Origin of the sequence: Klebsiella sp. FDAARGOS_511 (assembly GCF_003812845.1) — a bacterium.
Lineage (GTDB): Bacteria > Pseudomonadota > Gammaproteobacteria > Enterobacterales > Enterobacteriaceae > Klebsiella > Klebsiella grimontii.
On sequence record NZ_CP033824.1, the window covers coordinates 4633575 to 4649933 of the forward strand.

The window sequence follows — 16359 nt, forward strand, 5'->3', positions numbered from 1 at the left end:
ACGCGGCCATGACAGCCAGCCAGATAAAAATGCCTCTGTTTCAGCCTGCTTTATGTCCCGGATGCGGTGAAACAGGTGGAACAGGTGTTACACCATTGTTTTGTAAAACATTTATATGCACATCACAGGTGGAACATCGCAGGTAACAAGGTGGAACAGCGGATCGGCTGGTGTTCCACCTGTTCCACCTCACTATTTCAGAAGGTGAAACAGGTTTAGCCCTTGTAAAATACGGGTGTTCCACCTGTTTCACCTGTTACCCTTAATAAATAAGACTCACGCAAAGCCTTAACCCGGCACCTCGCTGTTGAAGACATAGAGCCTGCGGGGATTCATCTCTGGCGGGCGAATGGTTGTCTGCAGCTTGCCATCGGTGGAGGGCAGCAGGTATCCACGATCCGCGCACAGACGCGCCACCTTGCGCGGGTCAAATCCCCGGCAGATTTCTTTCCAGCCGGACGGCATGACGTAGAACGTGGTGACGGCCTCCGTGCCCTGCGCGGTACTGCCTTTCTCCACCCTGCGCCAGCCCACCATATTGCCGGGGCGGTTACGTTCGTCGTGCCAGTCAGCAAAGCGGCTGTACTGATTCGCGGTAAAGAAGCTGCGTACCTGCTCCAGTGCGGCAATATCTTCCTGATTGGCGGTGTGCCCGCGATCTTTCAGCCATGCGTTCAGGCAGACGCGGGTTGCCCGCAGCGCTTCACCCTCAGGCCAGCCGGTGATACCCAGCCGGGTTGCCAGCTCGCCCGCCATCGCCACCAGTGCAAAGCGGTTCACAGCCCGGCCTACCTGATTACCCGCCTCTTTCGGGGTCAGGGCGGCTGTATATTCCTTCATCAGTGACTTTGCCTGTGCCGTCAGCCCGTTAAGGTCAGCGGTCAGGGCTTTCAGCCACTCCCTGAACGGCGAACCGTAGTAGCTGGACGTGGCCCACTCCAGATGTTCCGCCAGAGCCTTGCCGCTGTCGAAGCCGTGCAGCTCCTCAAATACGCCAAATTTCCCGGAATCGCTGGGGATCTGGATCATCCTGACTTCCATCCCGGCAAAGGTACGCTCACCGGCTTTTGCCGCATGTTCAGTCAGTGACAGCTCGCCGGTTGAAAAGAACAGCAGCCGCCACTGCTTACGGGTGCGCAGCTCACCGTCCGTACCGGCACGGCCCTTGCCCTGACCATTTGCCAGCATGTAGGCGATATTGCCTGCCTCGCGTCCGTCCACCTCCCGGATCTCATCAAGCATCATGGCGGCATCGTTGCGGCGGCTGGCGCATCCCTCCAGCGCGTTGCCGGTTGCCCGCCACGTCTGCCAGTAATCAGGCCCGCCACAGACAGAGGTTGCCGCTTTCATGGTGGTGGTCTTACCGTCCGTCGATTCCCCCTTGAGGTGGTAGCCGCCGCCGTCCATACCAACCAGCCGTAACAGGGGGGCAGCAAAGGCCAGACTGACGGCAAACGCCACGCGGGAGTTGCCGGTGCAGTAACGGGAAACGTGCTCCCGCCATTCCTCCGTTGTACCTGACACACGGAAATCGCGCCCCTGCACGGAAGTTGTCTGGAGAATGACACCCTCTGCACCTTCACCGCTGACCTCATCCTGCAGGACGTAAACCTGACCATGCCAGCCCGTGCGGCTGACGCAGGTCACGCGGCGTTCCGGTTTACACAGCGAGATATATTCCATCAGGCGCGCGCGGGCCTCACCGGTGGTGCTGATATAGGACAGCCCGTTAACCAGCAGTACCCGGCGCAGTTCCTCACCGCTCCCACTGAGCATTTCCATCGGCATCGCCCAGCGGCGGCGCTCTCCCCATGTATCTTCCCACTCCAGCAGTCGCCCGAAATTACCGCCATCGGCATCGCAGGTGATTGCCGTCACGCGCAACGGGTTGCATATTTTGACGTTCTGGATCTCCGTCTCACCGTTGCGCTGTACCTGTTTTTCATACCAGAGATATTCCTGGGTAAGACGGAACCCGTGCGGCAGCTGCGTGCGGCCTTCTCCGCACAGTACAAGACCGTTACGAAAGGCTTCACGGGCACGGGTAATACCGTGCTCACGGTGGAAGTCATTCCAGTCAGCTTTAATTTCTCCCGGTGGCAGCGTCACCCAGCCACCGACTGATTTTGCCGCCCGTTCAGCAAAGGATCTGCCGGGATTCTCGCCCCCGTCCTGAAAATCGTTATCACCGGCGATGATAATTTTTACCTCAGGCCAGCGTGCCCGCAGCGCCTGTGCGACGTTGGGCAGGTTGCCCGCAGATATGGCGGCCACTACGCATCCGGCGGTGAGCTGGCTTACCGTCAGCGCCGTGGCGTAACCTTCGGTAATCACCACCTGTACCGGCGGTTCAGACGGTAACGGGCTGAGCGCCACAAACGCGCCTTTCATCGTGCTGCCGGGCAGTATGCTTTTTTCACCCGTCGGGGCGATAAGCTGTGCACCGGTCACGGCTCCGGCGTTCGTCGTGAGCGGTAACAGCAGGGAACCGGCAGGGAAATCCTTACCGCTGATATGCTGCACGCTCCCGGTCAGGGAGGCCGGGTATCCGGCGAACCCTTTTCCGGTCAGATAGGGGCTTTCTCCCGTGTGACTCTCTTTCATCAGGGCCGCCACGGTAAGGCTCATATCGCGTTTAGGGGCTTTTTGCCTGGCGGGCTTAACGGGCAGTTCCTGCACATCCGGCACATTAAGCACCTGCGCCACCTCCTGCGCTGCCTTTCTGACGCCGTAACCGGTTATGAGCTTAACCAGATCCAGACCATCACCATTGCCGCACTGGCTGCAAATCCACGTCCCGCGCCCGTCGAGGTCATCGAGGCGGAAGCGATCCTTGCCCCCACATTTCGGGCAGGGACCGTGCCTGCCGTTTTCAGGTACATCAATACGCAGCATCTGCAGAATGACGGGCCATTTCCCCCGCGCTGCGGCTGAAATCTGCGTAACCGTCTGTGTTGTCATACTTCCCCCTGATAAAGCGATACACCCGAGCTGCAGAAGTCATCAAATGCCGCCGGAAGTGTGCGGTACAGCTCCGCCATCACTTCACAGCCGCGCACGGTCAGTACCGGCGGCGCGGTCAGCAATGATGGCTCCAGCATGTCAGTCAGCAGCGCCAGTGCAGCCGCTGCTCCCTGTGCTTCGCCATATTCGTTAATCAGTGCACACTCGATATGCAGGGCAATGGCCATTTCAATACGTTCAACCGTCAGGCTGTGCGGACCATAGTGATCGCAGCCGGTTTCGGTCAGCGCTTTCTGGCGCCAGGCCGATGCAATAGCCCGCCGGTAAAGCGCAGTGGTCATTTCTGCCGGAAAAATAGAAACCTGCGGCTGGTTCATTGGGTGCCTCCTTCAATCAGTTCGCAACTGTGCGCAATATCCGTCAAATCTGCCCGCAGGTACTCCATCAGCGCGGCGATGCCTGGCGCACATCCTGCATCCAGCGTTCCGCCCTGCGAGGGGTATTCAGAAAAGAGAAGCTGCAACATGTCGCAGGCCTTTCTGGCGCGGGCCAGCTTTCCGAAACCGTCCTCTGACAACCCATACGCAAAAGCACCGCTATTGTGTTTTTCAGGCAAAGCGTGGCCCTGAGCACCTTTGTGCCCGTTTGAAATATTCATCGTGGATTACTCCGTTTTCAGCGGTGTTTTGTCAGAGAAACTTTGAATAGTGACTGTCGTCAGGTTCAGCAGAACGCCGTATGCTGCGCTCCCGCCAGCGGGTAAATACCACCGACGGATGCAGCGTCAGCGAGCCAGAGCCGCTACCCCCCGCGGGAGCTGGCGAAGGTTTAAAGAGCGGGGCATTAAACAGGCGCGTATACCGCTGCTCAAACCATGCCAGAGGGCAGGAAGAAAGCTTATTGTCGCTGTCATGACGAATCAGCACTTCACAGCTGAATTCAGGGTTAACCAGCGCCACGGAGGGCGAGGCTTCAGTTAATCTGATAATCGTGACAGTCCAGCCACGCTCATGCTGCCAGCGTTCGCCGGGTTGCGGATAATTACGCATGTTCACCTCCGCAGGGAATGCGACCGGCAAAACTCAGCACGTAGTCCGGGGCAAGTCTGCGCCGCGCTGAGCGCTCGTTATCTGCGGTTATCCTTAACATCACAGGGCGGGCATTGCGTTGACTGCGGTTGATCGCCGCGAATAACCAGGTACACTTCTGTTTAGCCATCTTCGTTGCCTCATATAGCGGATTGGTCAGATGCCCGATTTGTGTTCCAGCACAGTTCGGGCATTGTTTTTTTGTAGCTTTGATGTTTATAATGGTAATTACCATGTAGGTTAATATAGGGTTTGGTCATCACCATGTCAACACCAAAAGAAAAACGTTCTCCGCCTTTCCAGATGCGCCTTACAGATGAATTCCGCCAACAGCTTGAGGAAGAAATGCGCAAAGATGGAGATTCAGCTCTTGCATCCTGGATCAAGCGAATTTTGCGCAAAGAGCTACTAAATCGCGGCATCGATCCAAAGAATTGATGTATGTATGGGGGAGATACTTTTCTCCCCCATTTAGTAAGGACCGCCATCACAATACGCCTGCTGAACCAGCTGATTGAGCTTTAACCCACTGTCTAATTTCTTGTGCATCGTAAACAGATACCCGTTTTGAAATACGTGTAGATTTGGGAAATTCAGGATTGTTTTTTTCCCAGCGCCAGAGAGTAACCGTGCTTATTTGCAAAAATTCAGCAGTAGCTCGTGGGCGGGCATGTCCGGTGGTAGGATAAGTTTTTAATGTCATGAAATTACCTGCCGTGTTGTGTAATGAACACGGCAGATACTATGGGGCTATCAAAAGGCTGTGAAGGTAGTGTAATCAACTCTACCTGTAGATTGTTTCAGTCTACCCCTTTTTTTTTAATCCCGCATGATTAACCGCTAATCGTAATTTTCTTAAAATTTCTTGTTCATTAGTAATAAATATAGGAGGTAACTCTCCTAAATGTTTAATTATGGAGTTAGTCCATTTTTCAGGACTTATCTCTTTTCTTTCACCACGACATTCGCTTGGGTATTTTGCCAATATATATATTGCTGCATTTAATAACCCCTCCCTATTTTTTGCATGATGTTCAGCAGTATTATTTACTCGCTTGAGGACTTTAGGTTCAGATGAAATTCTTTTCGTAAGTAAATTCGGCATAGGAATTCCAGTTTTTACTGATTTCCATATTAATTCTAAATCTCTTCGCATGATAAGAAGATCTTCAAATGGAATATCAATGTCCTTATTTCCTTCATATGTGGCCGTTGCCATTAAAACATTATCTCGTATTTTTATCGGTTTAAGTCTGAATTCATAATCTGGATCTATAGCTAATCCATTTTTTATGTCACTTATCATATCATCGGCGTACCAAATACCACAGGCAAATCCTATAATTTGAAATCCATTTTCAAAATGTTCAAAGGAGTCATCTTTAAGATCATACCATATAGTCGATAACTCCATCTCTAGTGATTGATTAGTTAATACGGGATGAATTAAATCAGTTTCAAGTGTCTGATTGTTATTGAGGAAGTTGACATTAAATCTAACTGCAAGTCCATCCGACTTGAATGCAATATTAAAAGTACCTATTTCGTATAGGTGTAATAAATCTTCAATCTCGCATTCTAATAGTCTGGAAGCGCGTTCAAATGAACAATATTCTAATGGTGGTATTTTTTTATCAATCCATAGATTTCCTAAGAATATAGTTTCATGCTCTGTTGAATGCTGCATTATGACCTCTGTTTTAAATTATAAGAGTATTTAATTGATAATGTTAATATCTGATAAGTCATAAGGAGCATGAAATTCGTCCTTATTTAGTTCCAGATAATTAGACCACCATTGCATCATTCTGCGGCGTTCTTGCATGTGCTGCGCAAGATGGACATATGCTGCCCGCACTTCATTTCTTTCCTGATGGCTCATTTGCCGCTCAACCGCATCACGTGACCAAAGTCCTGATTCAGTCAGAGCAGAACAGGCCATTGCCCGGAAGCCATGCAGGCATACATCAGCCTGAGTATCGTAACCCATCGTTCGCAGTGCCTTATTTACTGTGTTCTCACTCATTGGCTTGTAAGGATTGCTGTCACCAGGGAATATAAGCAAATATTCACCACTGATCTTTTGGATATCTTCCAGTAGCTTAATAGCCTGGGTGGAAAGCGGGACGTAATGTACCGCGCCCATCTTGGCACCACGATCTGAGTATTTTACCCCATCGATCTTTTCCCGCTGCCCTGGTATTGTCCAAAGACCGTTTTCAATGTCGATCTCTTCCCACCTGGCATGGCGCAGTTCGCTGGAACGCACGAACGTGTGTAAGGAAAAGAGAACCGCCAGTCGGGTTAATGGTCTGCCGGTGTAATTTACCGCTCTTGTCATCAGCTCAGGTAAACGTTCGAGCGGTAGGGCAGGGCGATGCCGTACTTTGGGATTGGTAATCGCGCCTTTCAGATCATGGGCTGGATTGTAATCGACGATCCCACGTTGGACGGCATAACGAAAGATACTTCCCATAGTGGTTTTAACACGTCCTGTGGTCGCACCAATGCCCTGATTGGTCATATCAATCAACATTGGAAGAAGGTCACGGGTTTTGAGCGTATCAATGGGCTTTGAACCTATAGCCGGTAACAGATGGTTTTCCATTTCCCGTAGAATTTTGGCGCGGGTAATTTCTTTCCATTCAGGATGTCCCACCGTTCCACTGTGCCACTCTCTGGCTACTTTCTCGAATGTGGGGGAAGTTGGTTCGTCCTTTTCTGACCTTTTTGCTTCGCGCGGATCACGGCCATCAGCCAGTAGTTGTCTGGCTTCGTCACGACGCTTTCGCGCTGTTGCAAGCGGAACATCTGGGTAAACCCCTAATGCTAACGTAGCTTGTTTACCATTAAAGCGGTAATTCATTCTCCACGCCTTGGTTCCATTCTTTTTAACTAACAGATAAAGGCTTCCACCATCTGTAAGTTTGTAGTCAGCATCCTTAGGCTTGGCGTTCTCAATTTTTTTAGGTGATAGTTCGTTTAAAGCCATGTGCAGTAGGCCTCTTATAGAATGGTGATGGTATCGGGATATCGAACCGACGAATACCATCAAAGATACCATCAGAGGGATGTAATGTCATGAAGTGATATGAAATGAAAATTTGACCTGAATGGTGCTAAATTGCTGGGTTTCAGAGGTTTTGTGTAATGACTTGAAATGGTGTGAAAGAACTTCAGATTGTCCCCTGCAGGAATCGAACCTGCAACTAGCCCTTAGGAGGGGCTCGTTATATCCATTTAACTAAGGGGACAAAGCGCCGGGATTATAGCGTTATTTTCGGCGCACGTTAAGCTTGCGCGGGCCAACTGCTTAATCTATAGCCACTTAGCGCTTTTTTGCCTCTTCGGCTGCACGAGCCTTCTTCTCGTGACTCATGTCATTGCGGATCTGCGCATGGCTTAATAAAGCGAAAATAAAGGTCCCGCCACATATGTTGCCGGCAAGTGTTGGCAGAGCAAAAGGCCAGATAAATTCCTGCCACGGCAGCGTTCCGTTAAATACCAGGTAGAAAATCTCGACGCTGCCAACCACAATATGCGTGGTGTCCGCCAGGGCGATAAGCCAGGTCATCAGAATGATGACGACAATCTTTGCGGAACCTGCGGCAGGGAACATCCACACCATTGTTGCGACCAGCCAGCCGGAAATAATCGCATTGGCAAACATCTCCAGCGGGGGATTTTGCATCACCTTCAGGCTAATTTTGAGAAAAGCCTCGCGAGTGGGCTCATCAAAAACAGGCATCACATCAAACGCCCATGCTGCGATCGCAGTCCCGATCAGGTTACCGGCCAGCACGACTCCCCATAGACGCAGCAGCAGGCCAATATTGCCGAGCGTGGGCTTGTGCATAATCGGCAGGACGGCGGTGACGGTGTTCTCGGTAAACAGCTGTTGGCGAGCGAGGATGACGATTACAAAACCAAAGGTGTAGCCGAGATTTTCCAGCAAAAAACCGCCGGGAAGTTCGCTAAGATGAACATGGAAGATACCTTTGGCGACCAGCGAAGCCCCCATTGAAAGCCCGGCGGCAATCGCTGACCAGAGTAGCGCCATAGCATCGCGCTCAAGCTCTTTCTCACCCTCCTGACGAATCACTTCATGGGTGGCCATTGCTTGTGAAGGCAGCCGTTCTTCATCAACCTCAATTTCTTCACCATTCTGTTTTTCATCACTTTCTACCTCAACATCTTCACTATCATGGTGAGTTTGCGGCTTCATCACTTTTCCTCAACGACGGGTCTTTATTATAATCGTAGAGCGGTTTCGGCTGTTTGGGTCGGATAAGCTCCTAAATTCTTCGCAATGACAAGATTAGCAATACGGAAATTGCAAAATGTGTATAGAATCGGGACATCAACAATGATGCTAAAAAAGGCTATGCTGAAAGCAGGCACATGCTTACGGGCGATATCTTAATGGAGGCAGCTGTCCCCCGATAACCCCCAGCGATAGCTAAATTTAACAGGGAGACACCTATGAATTTTCGCCTGTCGGCGCTTGCGCTTGGCGCCACATTGCTGGTGGGGTGCGCCAGTTCTAATTCTGGCGATCAACCACAGGGGCGTTCAGATCCGCTTGAAGGCTTTAACCGTACCATGTTCAACTTCAACTTTAATGTTGTCGATCCCTATGTTCTTCGCCCGGTCGCGGTGGCGTGGCGTGATTATGTTCCGCAGCCTGCGCGTAATGGTCTGAGTAATTTTACCAGCAACCTTGAAGAGCCAGCGGTAATGGTGAACTCCTTCCTGAAAGGCGATCCCTATAAAGGAATGGTGCACTTTACGCGTTTCTTCTTGAACACCATCCTTGGGATGGGGGGCCTGGTTGATGTGGCCGGGATGGCGAATCCGAAACTGCAGCGCGTTGAGCCTGCACGCTTCGGTAGCACGCTGGGTCACTATGGCGTCGGCTATGGTCCATATGTGCAACTGCCTTTCTACGGCAGCTTCACCCTGCGTGATGAAGGGGGGGATATGGCTGATGACTTGTATCCGGTTCTTTCCTGGCTGACATGGCCGATGTCTATTGGTAAATGGATGGTTGAGGGCGTTGAAACACGCGCGCAGCTGCTGGATTCAGACGGCTTGCTTCGTCAGTCCTCCGATCCGTATATCTTAATGCGTGAAGCCTACTTCCAGCGTCACGACTTTATCGCCAACGGCGGTAAACTTTCTCCGAATGAGAACCCCAACGCGCAGGCGATTGAAGGCGATCTTAAAGATATCGATTCACAGTAACCGACGGGTTGAAAGTAAAAAGGGTGAACATGATGTTCACCCTTTTTTGTTGCTGCTGAGGATCAGAAACGGTAGTTGAAGTTCGCGCCGTACAGCCAGGCTTTACCTTCTGATTTAAAGGTATACGGCCCTTCTGTAAATTCAACGTGCTGACCGTGCATATAAGACACACCGACGTCGACTGAGGCATCTTTATTAAAGGCGTAAGTCGTACCGGCGCTGAGCCACAGGCGATCCTGGTCCGGAATAGAGATAGAGCGATTGGAAGCCGGGACCGGGCTATCATCAAAGGCGATACCGGTACGGAAGGTCCAGTTATCGTCATAATAATAGGTGGTACCCAGCGCGATACGATAGGAATCTTTAAAACCTTCGTCTTTATAGAACAGCGTTTCGCCACCGCTGGTTTTGGTTGCTTTCAGCTCCTGGAACTGGCTCCAGCTGGTGTATGCCAGGCTGTAGTGTACGGCCCATTTTGGCGCCACGCGGTTATACCCTGAAATTTCCCACATTTCTGGCAGATTCAACGTTAGAGAACCGCCAATCGTGGAGCCGCCGGTGCCGTACGGCAGGCCCAGGCCCAGAGCAGAGTTGATGGGGTTGAGGGAAGACGGCAGGCTGCTCTTATAATCCCCATCAAAATCAACTTTAATTTCAGAGCGATAGGTCAAACCGTAGCGGTTGTTTTTATCGACTTCATATAAAATACCGGCATTCCAGCCAAAGCCCCATTCATCACCCTTCAGGCGAGCAATTTGGGTGTCGCGGCTGATACCGCCGGCCTGTTGACCAATTGCCGCCGCCTGAGCCGGGGAGAGTTTGCCTGCTTTCACCATTCCCGGTAGCTGAGCGCCGATGATTTCCGGTAAATCGCCCGCATAGCGCTCTAATTTCGCCCGCGCGTAGACGGCGTCAAAACCCAAACCAAAACTCCAGTGGTCGTTGAGGCGATATGCGCCGCTCAGGTTCAGGTTGAGCGTTTCGAGATCGGTCGTACCGCCCATCGAGCCTGCGGCAAAATCGTTGTTGAACTCGGTGGCTAAACCATAGTTCGACGTAAGGGAAGCTCCCCAACCGAACTGGTCGTTAATCGGCGCCACGAAGTGCAGATTCGGCACCCATGCGGTTGGCGCGATATTGTCCTGGCTGGCGTCATTACCGATAACTGAACTGCCGGTGACGTTGACATCAGGATCGACGAAAATGGCGCCGCCCGAGAAGGTTGGGCGGTCGAACATCATGATTAACGCCGGGTTACGGCTGGCGTTGCCCGCATCATCAGCAATAGCGCCTTCACCTGAATAGGCGCGACCAAGGCCCGATGAAGAGAATTCGTTTAGCTGGAAGCCTGCTGACCAGGCCTGGGTTGAAACCATTGCTACAGCCACTGCAAGGGCAGATTGGGTAAGGCGGGTTTTCTGGCTCATGCCCATAACCTCATAGAGTTATTTTTTATTTAAACAATGTTACATGCTGTAACAGGAGCGCGAAGTGTAGGGTCTGCTTTACGACAGAGAAATCAGACCAGTGCGCTGAGTATAGGTCTGACCAGATGATATGTTGCAAGTTTGTTTATAAGTTTTTTCAATTGTGATCTAAGAAACGCGATCCAGTTGGCAATTTTGCCGAGGCAGCTGATACCCAAAGTGGGCGGTTTTTGTTTTGGATCATTTTTAAGTGTGATTTCGGTCACTTATCCCGTTTGTCGCCATTAACGACTGGAGGCTGGCATGCCCCGGGCGTAAAATAAGCACATTGTTTGTCTGGCACTTTGAGTGCATATACAGAGGAAATCTACGATGAGTAAATGCAGTGCTGATGAAACCCCGGTTTGCTGCTGTATGGATGTTGGCACCATTATGGACAACACCGATTGCACCGCATCCTATAGCCGCGTGTTTGCGAACCGTGCCGAAGCAGAAGAAACGCTCGCCGCATTAAGCGAAAGAGCGCGTAACGTTGAATCTGAGCCGTGCAAAATCACCCCGAACTTTACAGACGTTAATGGCGGCGTGAAGCTGGATATCGATTTCGTGTTCAGCTGTGAAGCTGAAACTCTGATTTTCCAGCTCGGCCTACGCTAATCCTTCCCCCGGACGCCCCTCATGTCAGGGGCGTTACCTTTTCTAATCAATGTGTTTTGGCTCCCACTTTTTCGCTTCCCCGATTGGCTTAATGTAAAATATTAGTTAAAACTGTTATCAGGTCAGACCACTTTGTTTTATCGGTTAACAGGGGAGCGTTATGAGTCAGGCATTACCGCTAGTCACCCGCCAGGGCGATCGTATCGCGATAGTCAGCGGTCTACGTACTCCGTTTGCCCGACAGGCGACGGCTTTCCACGGCGTGCCGGCCGTTGATTTAGGTAAACTGGTGGTCGGCGAAATGCTGGCTCGCAGTACTATCCCCGCGGACATAATAGAGCAGCTGGTATTTGGTCAGGTGGTGCAAATGCCGGAAGCGCCGAATATCGCCCGGGAAATTGTACTGGGGACCGGCATGAGTGTGCATACTGACGCCTATAGTGTCAGCCGCGCCTGCGCGACCAGCTTTCAGGCGGTGGCCAACGTCGCGGAAAGCCTGATGGCAGGCACTATTAGCGCGGGTATCGCCGGCGGGGCCGACTCCTCTTCCGTATTACCCATTGGCGTCAGCAAAAAACTTGCCCGAACGCTGGTTGACGCCAATAAAGCCCGTACCCTGGGGCAGCGCCTTAAGCTATTTTCCCGTCTGCGTTTTCGCGACCTTCTGCCCGTACCGCCAGCCGTTGCCGAATACTCAACCGGGCTGCGAATGGGGGATACCGCCGAACAAATGGCGAAAACCTGGGGTATCACTCGCGAACGGCAGGATGCGCTGGCGCTTCGTTCGCACCAGCTTGCCGCCAAAGCCTGGGAGGAAGGGAAGCTATCGGCAGAAGTGATGACGGCATACACGCCGCCGTTCCGTGAGCCGCTGGAGCAGGACAATAATATTCGTAAAAATTCAACCCTGGCGGATTACCAAAAGTTACGCCCGGCTTTCGATCGTCAACACGGTAGCGTGACCGCCGCTAACAGTACGCCGCTAACCGATGGGGCGGCGGCGGTGATCCTGATGACCGAGTCCCGGGCGAAAGAGCTGGGTCTTGTCCCGCTGGGCTATCTGCGAAGCTACGCTTTCACCGCGATTGATGTTCGCCAGGATATGCTTCTGGGCCCGGCCTGGTCGACGCCGCTGGCGCTGGAAAGAGCGGGGCTGACGCTGGCTGATTTGACCTTAATAGACATGCACGAAGCTTTTGCCGCGCAAACGCTGGCCAACCTGCACTGTATGGCCAGCGATCGCTTTGCCCGCGAAGTGCTTGGCCGCTCTCAGGCTATCGGGGAAGTGGACGAGAGTAAATTTAACGTGCTGGGCGGCTCGATTGCCTACGGTCATCCGTTTGCCGCCACCGGCGCGCGGATGATCACCCAAACGCTGCATGAGCTGCGGCGTCGCGGCGGAGGTTTTGGGCTGGTCACCGCCTGCGCGGCGGGGGGATTGGGTTCAGCGATGGTTCTGGAGGCTGAATAATGGAAACCGTATCGGCATTTACGCTTGAGGTTCGCCCGGACAATATCGCCGTCATCACCATTGACGCGCCCGGCGAAAAAATGAATACCCTGAAAGCTGAGTTCGCCAGCGAGGTACGGGGGATCATCCGTCAGATCCGTGACAACAAGGAACTGCGCGGCGCGGTGTTTATCTCGGCAAAACCGGATAATTTTATCGCCGGGGCGGATATCAATATGATTGCCCGCTGCCATTCCGCGCAGGAGGCGGAGGCGCTTGCCCGTCAGGGTCAGCAAATCATGGCCGAGATCCACGGGCTGCCGATTCCGGTGATTGCCGCTATCCACGGCGCATGCCTGGGCGGCGGGCTTGAGCTGGCGCTGGCCTGCCACGGGCGGGTATGCAGCGATGACGATAAAACCCGGCTTGGCCTCCCGGAAGTACAGCTGGGGCTGCTGCCCGGCTCCGGAGGAACTCAGCGTCTACCGCGATTAATTGGCGTCAGCGGCGCGCTGGAGATGATCCTCACCGGTAAGCAGCTTCGCCCGCGACAGGCCCTGAAGGCGGGGTTGGTCGATGAGGTGGTGCCGCAGACTATCCTGCTGCGAACCGCGGTTGAACTGGCGCTCAAGGGCCGCCCGGCAAGCCGCGCTGTTCCGGCGCGTGAACGTATTCTCGCAGGCCCGCTTGGCCGCAGCCTGCTGTTTCGTCTGGTGGCGAAAAAGACGCATCACAAAACCCAGGGGAACTACCCGGCTACAGAGCGCATTTTGCAGGTGATGGAAACCGGACTGGCGCAGGGCTGCAGCAGCGGATACGCCGAGGAGGCCCGCGCTTTTGGCGAGCTGGCGATGACGCCGCAATCGCAGGCGCTACGGTCGATTTTTTTCGCCAGCACCGATCTGAAAAAAGATCGCGGCGCGGATGCTGAACCCGTCGCGCTGCGCAGCGTGGGTATTCTGGGCGGAGGACTCATGGGGGGCGGTATCGCTTACGTCACCGCCTGCAAAGGCGGATTACCGGTACGCATTAAGGACATCCAGCCGCGTGGGATAAATCACGCGCTGAAGTATAGCTGGGATCTGCTCGATAAACAGGTGCGCCGCCGCTATCTGCGCGCCAGCGAGCGCGATCGCCAGATGGGGTTAATATCCGGTTCGCTGGATTACCAGGGATTCGCACATCGCGATGTGGTGATTGAAGCGGTGTTTGAAGATCTTGCGCTCAAGCAAAAAATGGTCAGCGAAGTTGAACAGCATTGTCGTCCGGAGACGATCTTTGCTTCTAACACGTCGTCTTTACCGATCGGCGAGATCGCGGCGCATGCAAGCAGGCCGCAGCGGGTCATCGGGCTTCATTTCTTTAGCCCGGTAGACAAAATGCCGCTGGTGGAGGTGATTCCACATAGTGGTACGGATCGGCAGACAATTGCGACGGCGGTTAAGCTGGCTAAACTGCAGGGTAAAACGCCGATTGTCGTCGCCGATAAAGCGGGCTTTTATGTTAACCGCATTCTGGCCCCCTACATCAATGAAGCCATGCGCCTGTTGATGGAAGGCGAGCCGATAGAGCATATTGATAACGCTTTGGTTAAATTCGGTTTTCCGGTTGGCCCGATTCAGCTCCTTGATGAAGTGGGGATCGATACCGGCACCAAAATTATCCCAGTGCTGGAGGCCGCATGGGGAGAACGTTTTAGCCCGCCTGCAAACATCATTAGCTCGATTCTGAATGACGATCGCAAAGGGAGAAAAAATAACCGGGGTTTCTATCTTTATGCGGCAAAAGGGCGTAAAAGCAAAAAACGGCCCGATCCTGCGATCTACGCTTTACTGGGTATTTCCTCTCCACAGGCGCGCTTGTCCGCGCAGCAGGTGGCGGAACGTTGCGTGATGATGATGCTTAACGAAGCGGCGCGCTGCTTCGATGAGCGAGTGGTTCGCAGCGCCCGCGATGGCGACATCGGCGCCGTGTTTGGCATTGGTTTTCCGCCGTTTCTTGGCGGCCCGTTCCGCTATATGGATACCCTGGGAGCGGGGGAGGTGGCGGCGATACTGCAGCGCCTGGCCGCTCAATACGGCCCGCGTTTTACACCATGTGACACTTTGTTACACATGGCCGAGCAGGGGGCGACCTTTTGGCCCGCTGAGGAACGTACGACCTAAGTTGTGGTCAAAGAAGGTAAATCCGGCAATGAACGGCGCTGAGCTTTGGCGATTTTGTAAGCAATAGTTGACTATACTTACGCCATTGAGGTAAAAAACAGCGTTTCATTCGTTGAATGGATCAGGCACAATGCCCGGCCACCGGGTCACCTGCGTATCGTCTACGTGGGTAAGACCGCGGTGCTTCTGGTTAACAAAAGCGGTGCAATATGCAAGTTTTTATCATGCGTCACGGCGACGCTGCCCTCGATGCAGCCAGTGACTCGGTTCGTCCATTAACCGTCTGCGGTTGCGATGAGTCTCGTCAGATGGCTACCTGGCTGAAAGGTCAAAAAGTGGATATTGAGCGGGTTCTTGTGAGTCCCTACCTGCGTGCTGAACAGACGCTGGAAATTGTTGGGGAGTGCATGAATCTGCCAAAAGATGTCGACGTGATGCCGGAACTCACGCCGTGCGGCGACGTTGGCATGGTTAGCGCTTATTTGCAGGCGCTGGCAAATGAAGGTGTGGCGACGGCGCTGGTCGTGTCTCACCTCCCTCTGGTGGGGTATCTTGTCTCAGAGCTGTGCCCGGGGGAAACTCCCCCGATGTTCACCACTTCGGCGATTGCCTGCGTCACGCTTGATTCCAGCGGCAAAGGCGAGTTCAACTGGCAAATGAGCCCCTGCAATTTGAAGATGGCTAAGGCTATCTGATTCCCTCCGGGGCTGACGTTTACGGAAGCTCCGGCGGTTGCCACTCTTCAACTTCAATCAGTACCAGCAGTGCGGCGTCTCCGCCGTACTCTTTTGGTGCCTGATGAAACGCCATAATATGTGGGTGCTGAGCCAGCCACAGCGGCGTTTGCTGTTTGAGAATATGCTTCCCATGCCCGTGCATTACGCAGGCGCAGAATACGTGCTCGCGACGGCAGGCGGCAATCAAGGCTCCCAGTTCCTGCTTGGCCTGCTGCTGGGTTAAACCGTGCAGGTCGAGAAACAGCTCCGGCGAATAATCACCCCGACGCAGCTTTTTCAGCTCAAAATGGCTGACGTCTGAGCGCACATATTTAACCGACCCTTCGGTATTCAGTAGTGGCTGAAACTCATCGGAAAAATAGTGGCTGTTATCCGCTTGCTCCTGGAGCAGCCGCTTGGGCGGTACTTCAGCGATTTTTTTACGCTGCGGGCGATGAACGATGGTGTCTTGCTTAATCTGACGCGTGCCGGTCATCAACTGCCGGAACAATGCCTGATCCTCCTCGCTTAGCGATGTTTTCTTTTTCATTACCTGATCTCATTTTTTCTTTGTCGGTAGTTTACCCGACTCGCCACGCATCCAGGCAAGGAAAACCTATTTTTCCCCCTCCGCCTGACGTAAGAATG

At 53.1% G+C, this 16359-nt stretch carries 17 protein-coding genes and 1 tRNA gene; 6 read left to right on the plus strand and 12 right to left on the minus strand.

What is annotated here, in order from left to right; genetic code table 11:
* Positions 1-288 precede the first annotated feature (288 nt).
* The 5 genes from EGY08_RS23440 to EGY08_RS23460 are packed head-to-tail and all read right to left on the minus strand — an operon-like array spanning position 289 to position 4182.
* Positions 289-2961 carry a TOPRIM and DUF927 domain-containing protein gene (locus EGY08_RS23440; protein WP_123829005.1) on the minus strand — a complete coding sequence of 891 codons (2673 nt, stop codon included), beginning with the start codon at positions 2959-2961 and terminating at the stop codon, positions 289-291.
* Entirely contained in the window at positions 2958-3341 is a 384-nt protein-coding gene (locus EGY08_RS23445; protein ID WP_001075576.1) for a DUF5375 family protein, read from the minus strand. Before EGY08_RS23445 ends, EGY08_RS23440 begins: the two co-directional genes overlap by 4 nt.
* Entirely contained in the window at positions 3338-3622 is a 285-nt protein-coding gene (locus EGY08_RS23450; RefSeq protein ID WP_032435934.1) for a hypothetical protein, read from the minus strand. The genes EGY08_RS23445 and EGY08_RS23450 overlap by 4 nt, the downstream gene beginning before the upstream one ends.
* A gap of 31 nt (positions 3623-3653) precedes the next feature.
* Entirely contained in the window at positions 3654-4013 is a 360-nt protein-coding gene (locus EGY08_RS23455; protein WP_032418135.1) for a hypothetical protein, read from the minus strand.
* Complete coding sequence (locus EGY08_RS23460; protein ID WP_001118612.1) at positions 4006-4182, minus strand: host cell division inhibitor Icd-like protein; 177 nt, start codon at positions 4180-4182, stop codon at positions 4006-4008. The genes EGY08_RS23455 and EGY08_RS23460 overlap by 8 nt, the downstream gene beginning before the upstream one ends.
* Positions 4183-4316: 134 nt before the next feature.
* Here EGY08_RS23460 and EGY08_RS30805 point away from each other — a divergent pair, with 134 nt between their 5' ends.
* Positions 4317-4490 carry a hypothetical protein gene (locus EGY08_RS30805; RefSeq protein ID WP_162837907.1) on the plus strand — a complete coding sequence of 58 codons (174 nt, stop codon included), beginning with the start codon at positions 4317-4319 and terminating at the stop codon, positions 4488-4490.
* Between the two features lie 49 nt (positions 4491-4539).
* On the opposite strand, the gene EGY08_RS23465 is transcribed toward EGY08_RS30805, so the two are convergent.
* The 5 genes from EGY08_RS23465 to EGY08_RS23485 all read right to left on the minus strand — a co-directional run bounded on the left by EGY08_RS23465 (position 4540) and on the right by EGY08_RS23485 (position 8277).
* Positions 4540-4755, minus strand: a complete 216-nt coding sequence (locus EGY08_RS23465) for a helix-turn-helix transcriptional regulator (protein WP_072023037.1) — start codon at positions 4753-4755, stop codon at positions 4540-4542.
* A gap of 102 nt (positions 4756-4857) precedes the next feature.
* Complete coding sequence (locus tag EGY08_RS23470; RefSeq protein WP_110215995.1) at positions 4858-5739, minus strand: hypothetical protein; 882 nt, start codon at positions 5737-5739, stop codon at positions 4858-4860.
* Positions 5740-5769: 30 nt separating this feature from the next.
* Entirely contained in the window at positions 5770-7044 is a 1275-nt protein-coding gene (locus EGY08_RS23475) for a tyrosine-type recombinase/integrase (protein WP_032435936.1), read from the minus strand.
* A gap of 190 nt (positions 7045-7234) precedes the next feature.
* Positions 7235-7306: transfer RNA gene (locus EGY08_RS23480), tRNA-Arg, on the minus strand.
* Between the two features lie 74 nt (positions 7307-7380).
* The gene (locus tag EGY08_RS23485; protein WP_004123276.1) at positions 7381-8277 is read right to left on the minus strand and encodes a formate/nitrite transporter family protein; all 897 of its coding nucleotides are present in this window, start codon (positions 8275-8277) and stop codon (positions 7381-7383) included.
* A gap of 257 nt (positions 8278-8534) precedes the next feature.
* Here EGY08_RS23485 and mlaA point away from each other — a divergent pair, with 257 nt between their 5' ends.
* A complete protein-coding gene (gene mlaA / locus EGY08_RS23490; RefSeq protein ID WP_004123272.1) occupies positions 8535-9296 on the plus strand; it encodes a phospholipid-binding lipoprotein MlaA in 762 nt (253 codons plus the stop codon).
* A 62-nt stretch (positions 9297-9358) separates the two neighbouring features.
* Here mlaA and fadL read toward each other — a convergent pair whose 3' ends face one another.
* The gene (gene fadL / locus EGY08_RS23495) at positions 9359-10723 is read right to left on the minus strand and encodes a long-chain fatty acid transporter FadL (RefSeq protein WP_075208544.1); all 1365 of its coding nucleotides are present in this window, start codon (positions 10721-10723) and stop codon (positions 9359-9361) included.
* A gap of 372 nt (positions 10724-11095) precedes the next feature.
* Between fadL and EGY08_RS23500 the strand changes: the two genes are divergently transcribed.
* The 4 genes from EGY08_RS23500 to sixA all read left to right on the plus strand — a co-directional run bounded on the left by EGY08_RS23500 (position 11096) and on the right by sixA (position 15690).
* On the plus strand, positions 11096-11380 hold the full coding sequence (locus EGY08_RS23500; RefSeq protein ID WP_004123267.1) for a YfcZ/YiiS family protein: 285 nt from the start codon (positions 11096-11098) through the stop codon (positions 11378-11380).
* A 160-nt stretch (positions 11381-11540) separates the two neighbouring features.
* On the plus strand, positions 11541-12851 hold the full coding sequence (gene fadI / locus EGY08_RS23505) for an acetyl-CoA C-acyltransferase FadI (protein WP_087829171.1): 1311 nt from the start codon (positions 11541-11543) through the stop codon (positions 12849-12851).
* Positions 12851-14995, plus strand: a complete 2145-nt coding sequence (gene fadJ / locus EGY08_RS23510) for a fatty acid oxidation complex subunit alpha FadJ (protein ID WP_123829006.1) — start codon at positions 12851-12853, stop codon at positions 14993-14995. The genes fadI and fadJ overlap by 1 nt, the downstream gene beginning before the upstream one ends.
* Positions 14996-15204: 209 nt before the next feature.
* Positions 15205-15690, plus strand: a complete 486-nt coding sequence (sixA, locus tag EGY08_RS23515) for a phosphohistidine phosphatase SixA (RefSeq protein WP_032741921.1) — start codon at positions 15205-15207, stop codon at positions 15688-15690.
* Between the two features lie 19 nt (positions 15691-15709).
* On the opposite strand, the gene smrB is transcribed toward sixA, so the two are convergent.
* Positions 15710-16261, minus strand: coding sequence for an endonuclease SmrB (gene smrB / locus EGY08_RS23520; protein WP_004123257.1), 552 nt, complete (start codon positions 16259-16261; stop codon positions 15710-15712).
* Between the last annotated feature and the right edge of the window lie 98 nt (positions 16262-16359).

Coding starts and splice junctions, on each gene's coding strand:
- mlaA (WP_004123272.1), top strand. CDS start 8,535: ATGAATTTTCGCCTGTCGGCGCTTGCGCTTGGCGCCACATTGCTGGTG.
- EGY08_RS23500 (WP_004123267.1), top strand. CDS start 11,096: ATGAGTAAATGCAGTGCTGATGAAACCCCGGTTTGCTGCTGTATGGAT.
- EGY08_RS23485 (WP_004123276.1), bottom strand. CDS start 8,277: ATGAAGCCGCAAACTCACCATGATAGTGAAGATGTTGAGGTAGAAAGT.
- EGY08_RS23465 (WP_072023037.1), bottom strand. CDS start 4,755: ATGACATTAAAAACTTATCCTACCACCGGACATGCCCGCCCACGAGCT.
- EGY08_RS23455 (WP_032418135.1), bottom strand. CDS start 4,013: ATGCGTAATTATCCGCAACCCGGCGAACGCTGGCAGCATGAGCGTGGC.
- fadL (WP_075208544.1), bottom strand. CDS start 10,723: ATGAGCCAGAAAACCCGCCTTACCCAATCTGCCCTTGCAGTGGCTGTA.
- EGY08_RS23445 (WP_001075576.1), bottom strand. CDS start 3,341: ATGAACCAGCCGCAGGTTTCTATTTTTCCGGCAGAAATGACCACTGCG.
- EGY08_RS23470 (WP_110215995.1), bottom strand. CDS start 5,739: ATGCAGCATTCAACAGAGCATGAAACTATATTCTTAGGAAATCTATGG.
- fadI (WP_087829171.1), top strand. CDS start 11,541: ATGAGTCAGGCATTACCGCTAGTCACCCGCCAGGGCGATCGTATCGCG.
- EGY08_RS23475 (WP_032435936.1), bottom strand. CDS start 7,044: ATGGCTTTAAACGAACTATCACCTAAAAAAATTGAGAACGCCAAGCCT.
- EGY08_RS23450 (WP_032435934.1), bottom strand. CDS start 3,622: ATGAATATTTCAAACGGGCACAAAGGTGCTCAGGGCCACGCTTTGCCT.
- EGY08_RS30805 (WP_162837907.1), top strand. CDS start 4,317: ATGTCAACACCAAAAGAAAAACGTTCTCCGCCTTTCCAGATGCGCCTT.
- fadJ (WP_123829006.1), top strand. CDS start 12,851: ATGGAAACCGTATCGGCATTTACGCTTGAGGTTCGCCCGGACAATATC.
- sixA (WP_032741921.1), top strand. CDS start 15,205: ATGCAAGTTTTTATCATGCGTCACGGCGACGCTGCCCTCGATGCAGCC.
- EGY08_RS23440 (WP_123829005.1), bottom strand. CDS start 2,961: ATGACAACACAGACGGTTACGCAGATTTCAGCCGCAGCGCGGGGGAAA.
- smrB (WP_004123257.1), bottom strand. CDS start 16,261: ATGAAAAAGAAAACATCGCTAAGCGAGGAGGATCAGGCATTGTTCCGG.
- EGY08_RS23460 (WP_001118612.1), bottom strand. CDS start 4,182: ATGGCTAAACAGAAGTGTACCTGGTTATTCGCGGCGATCAACCGCAGT.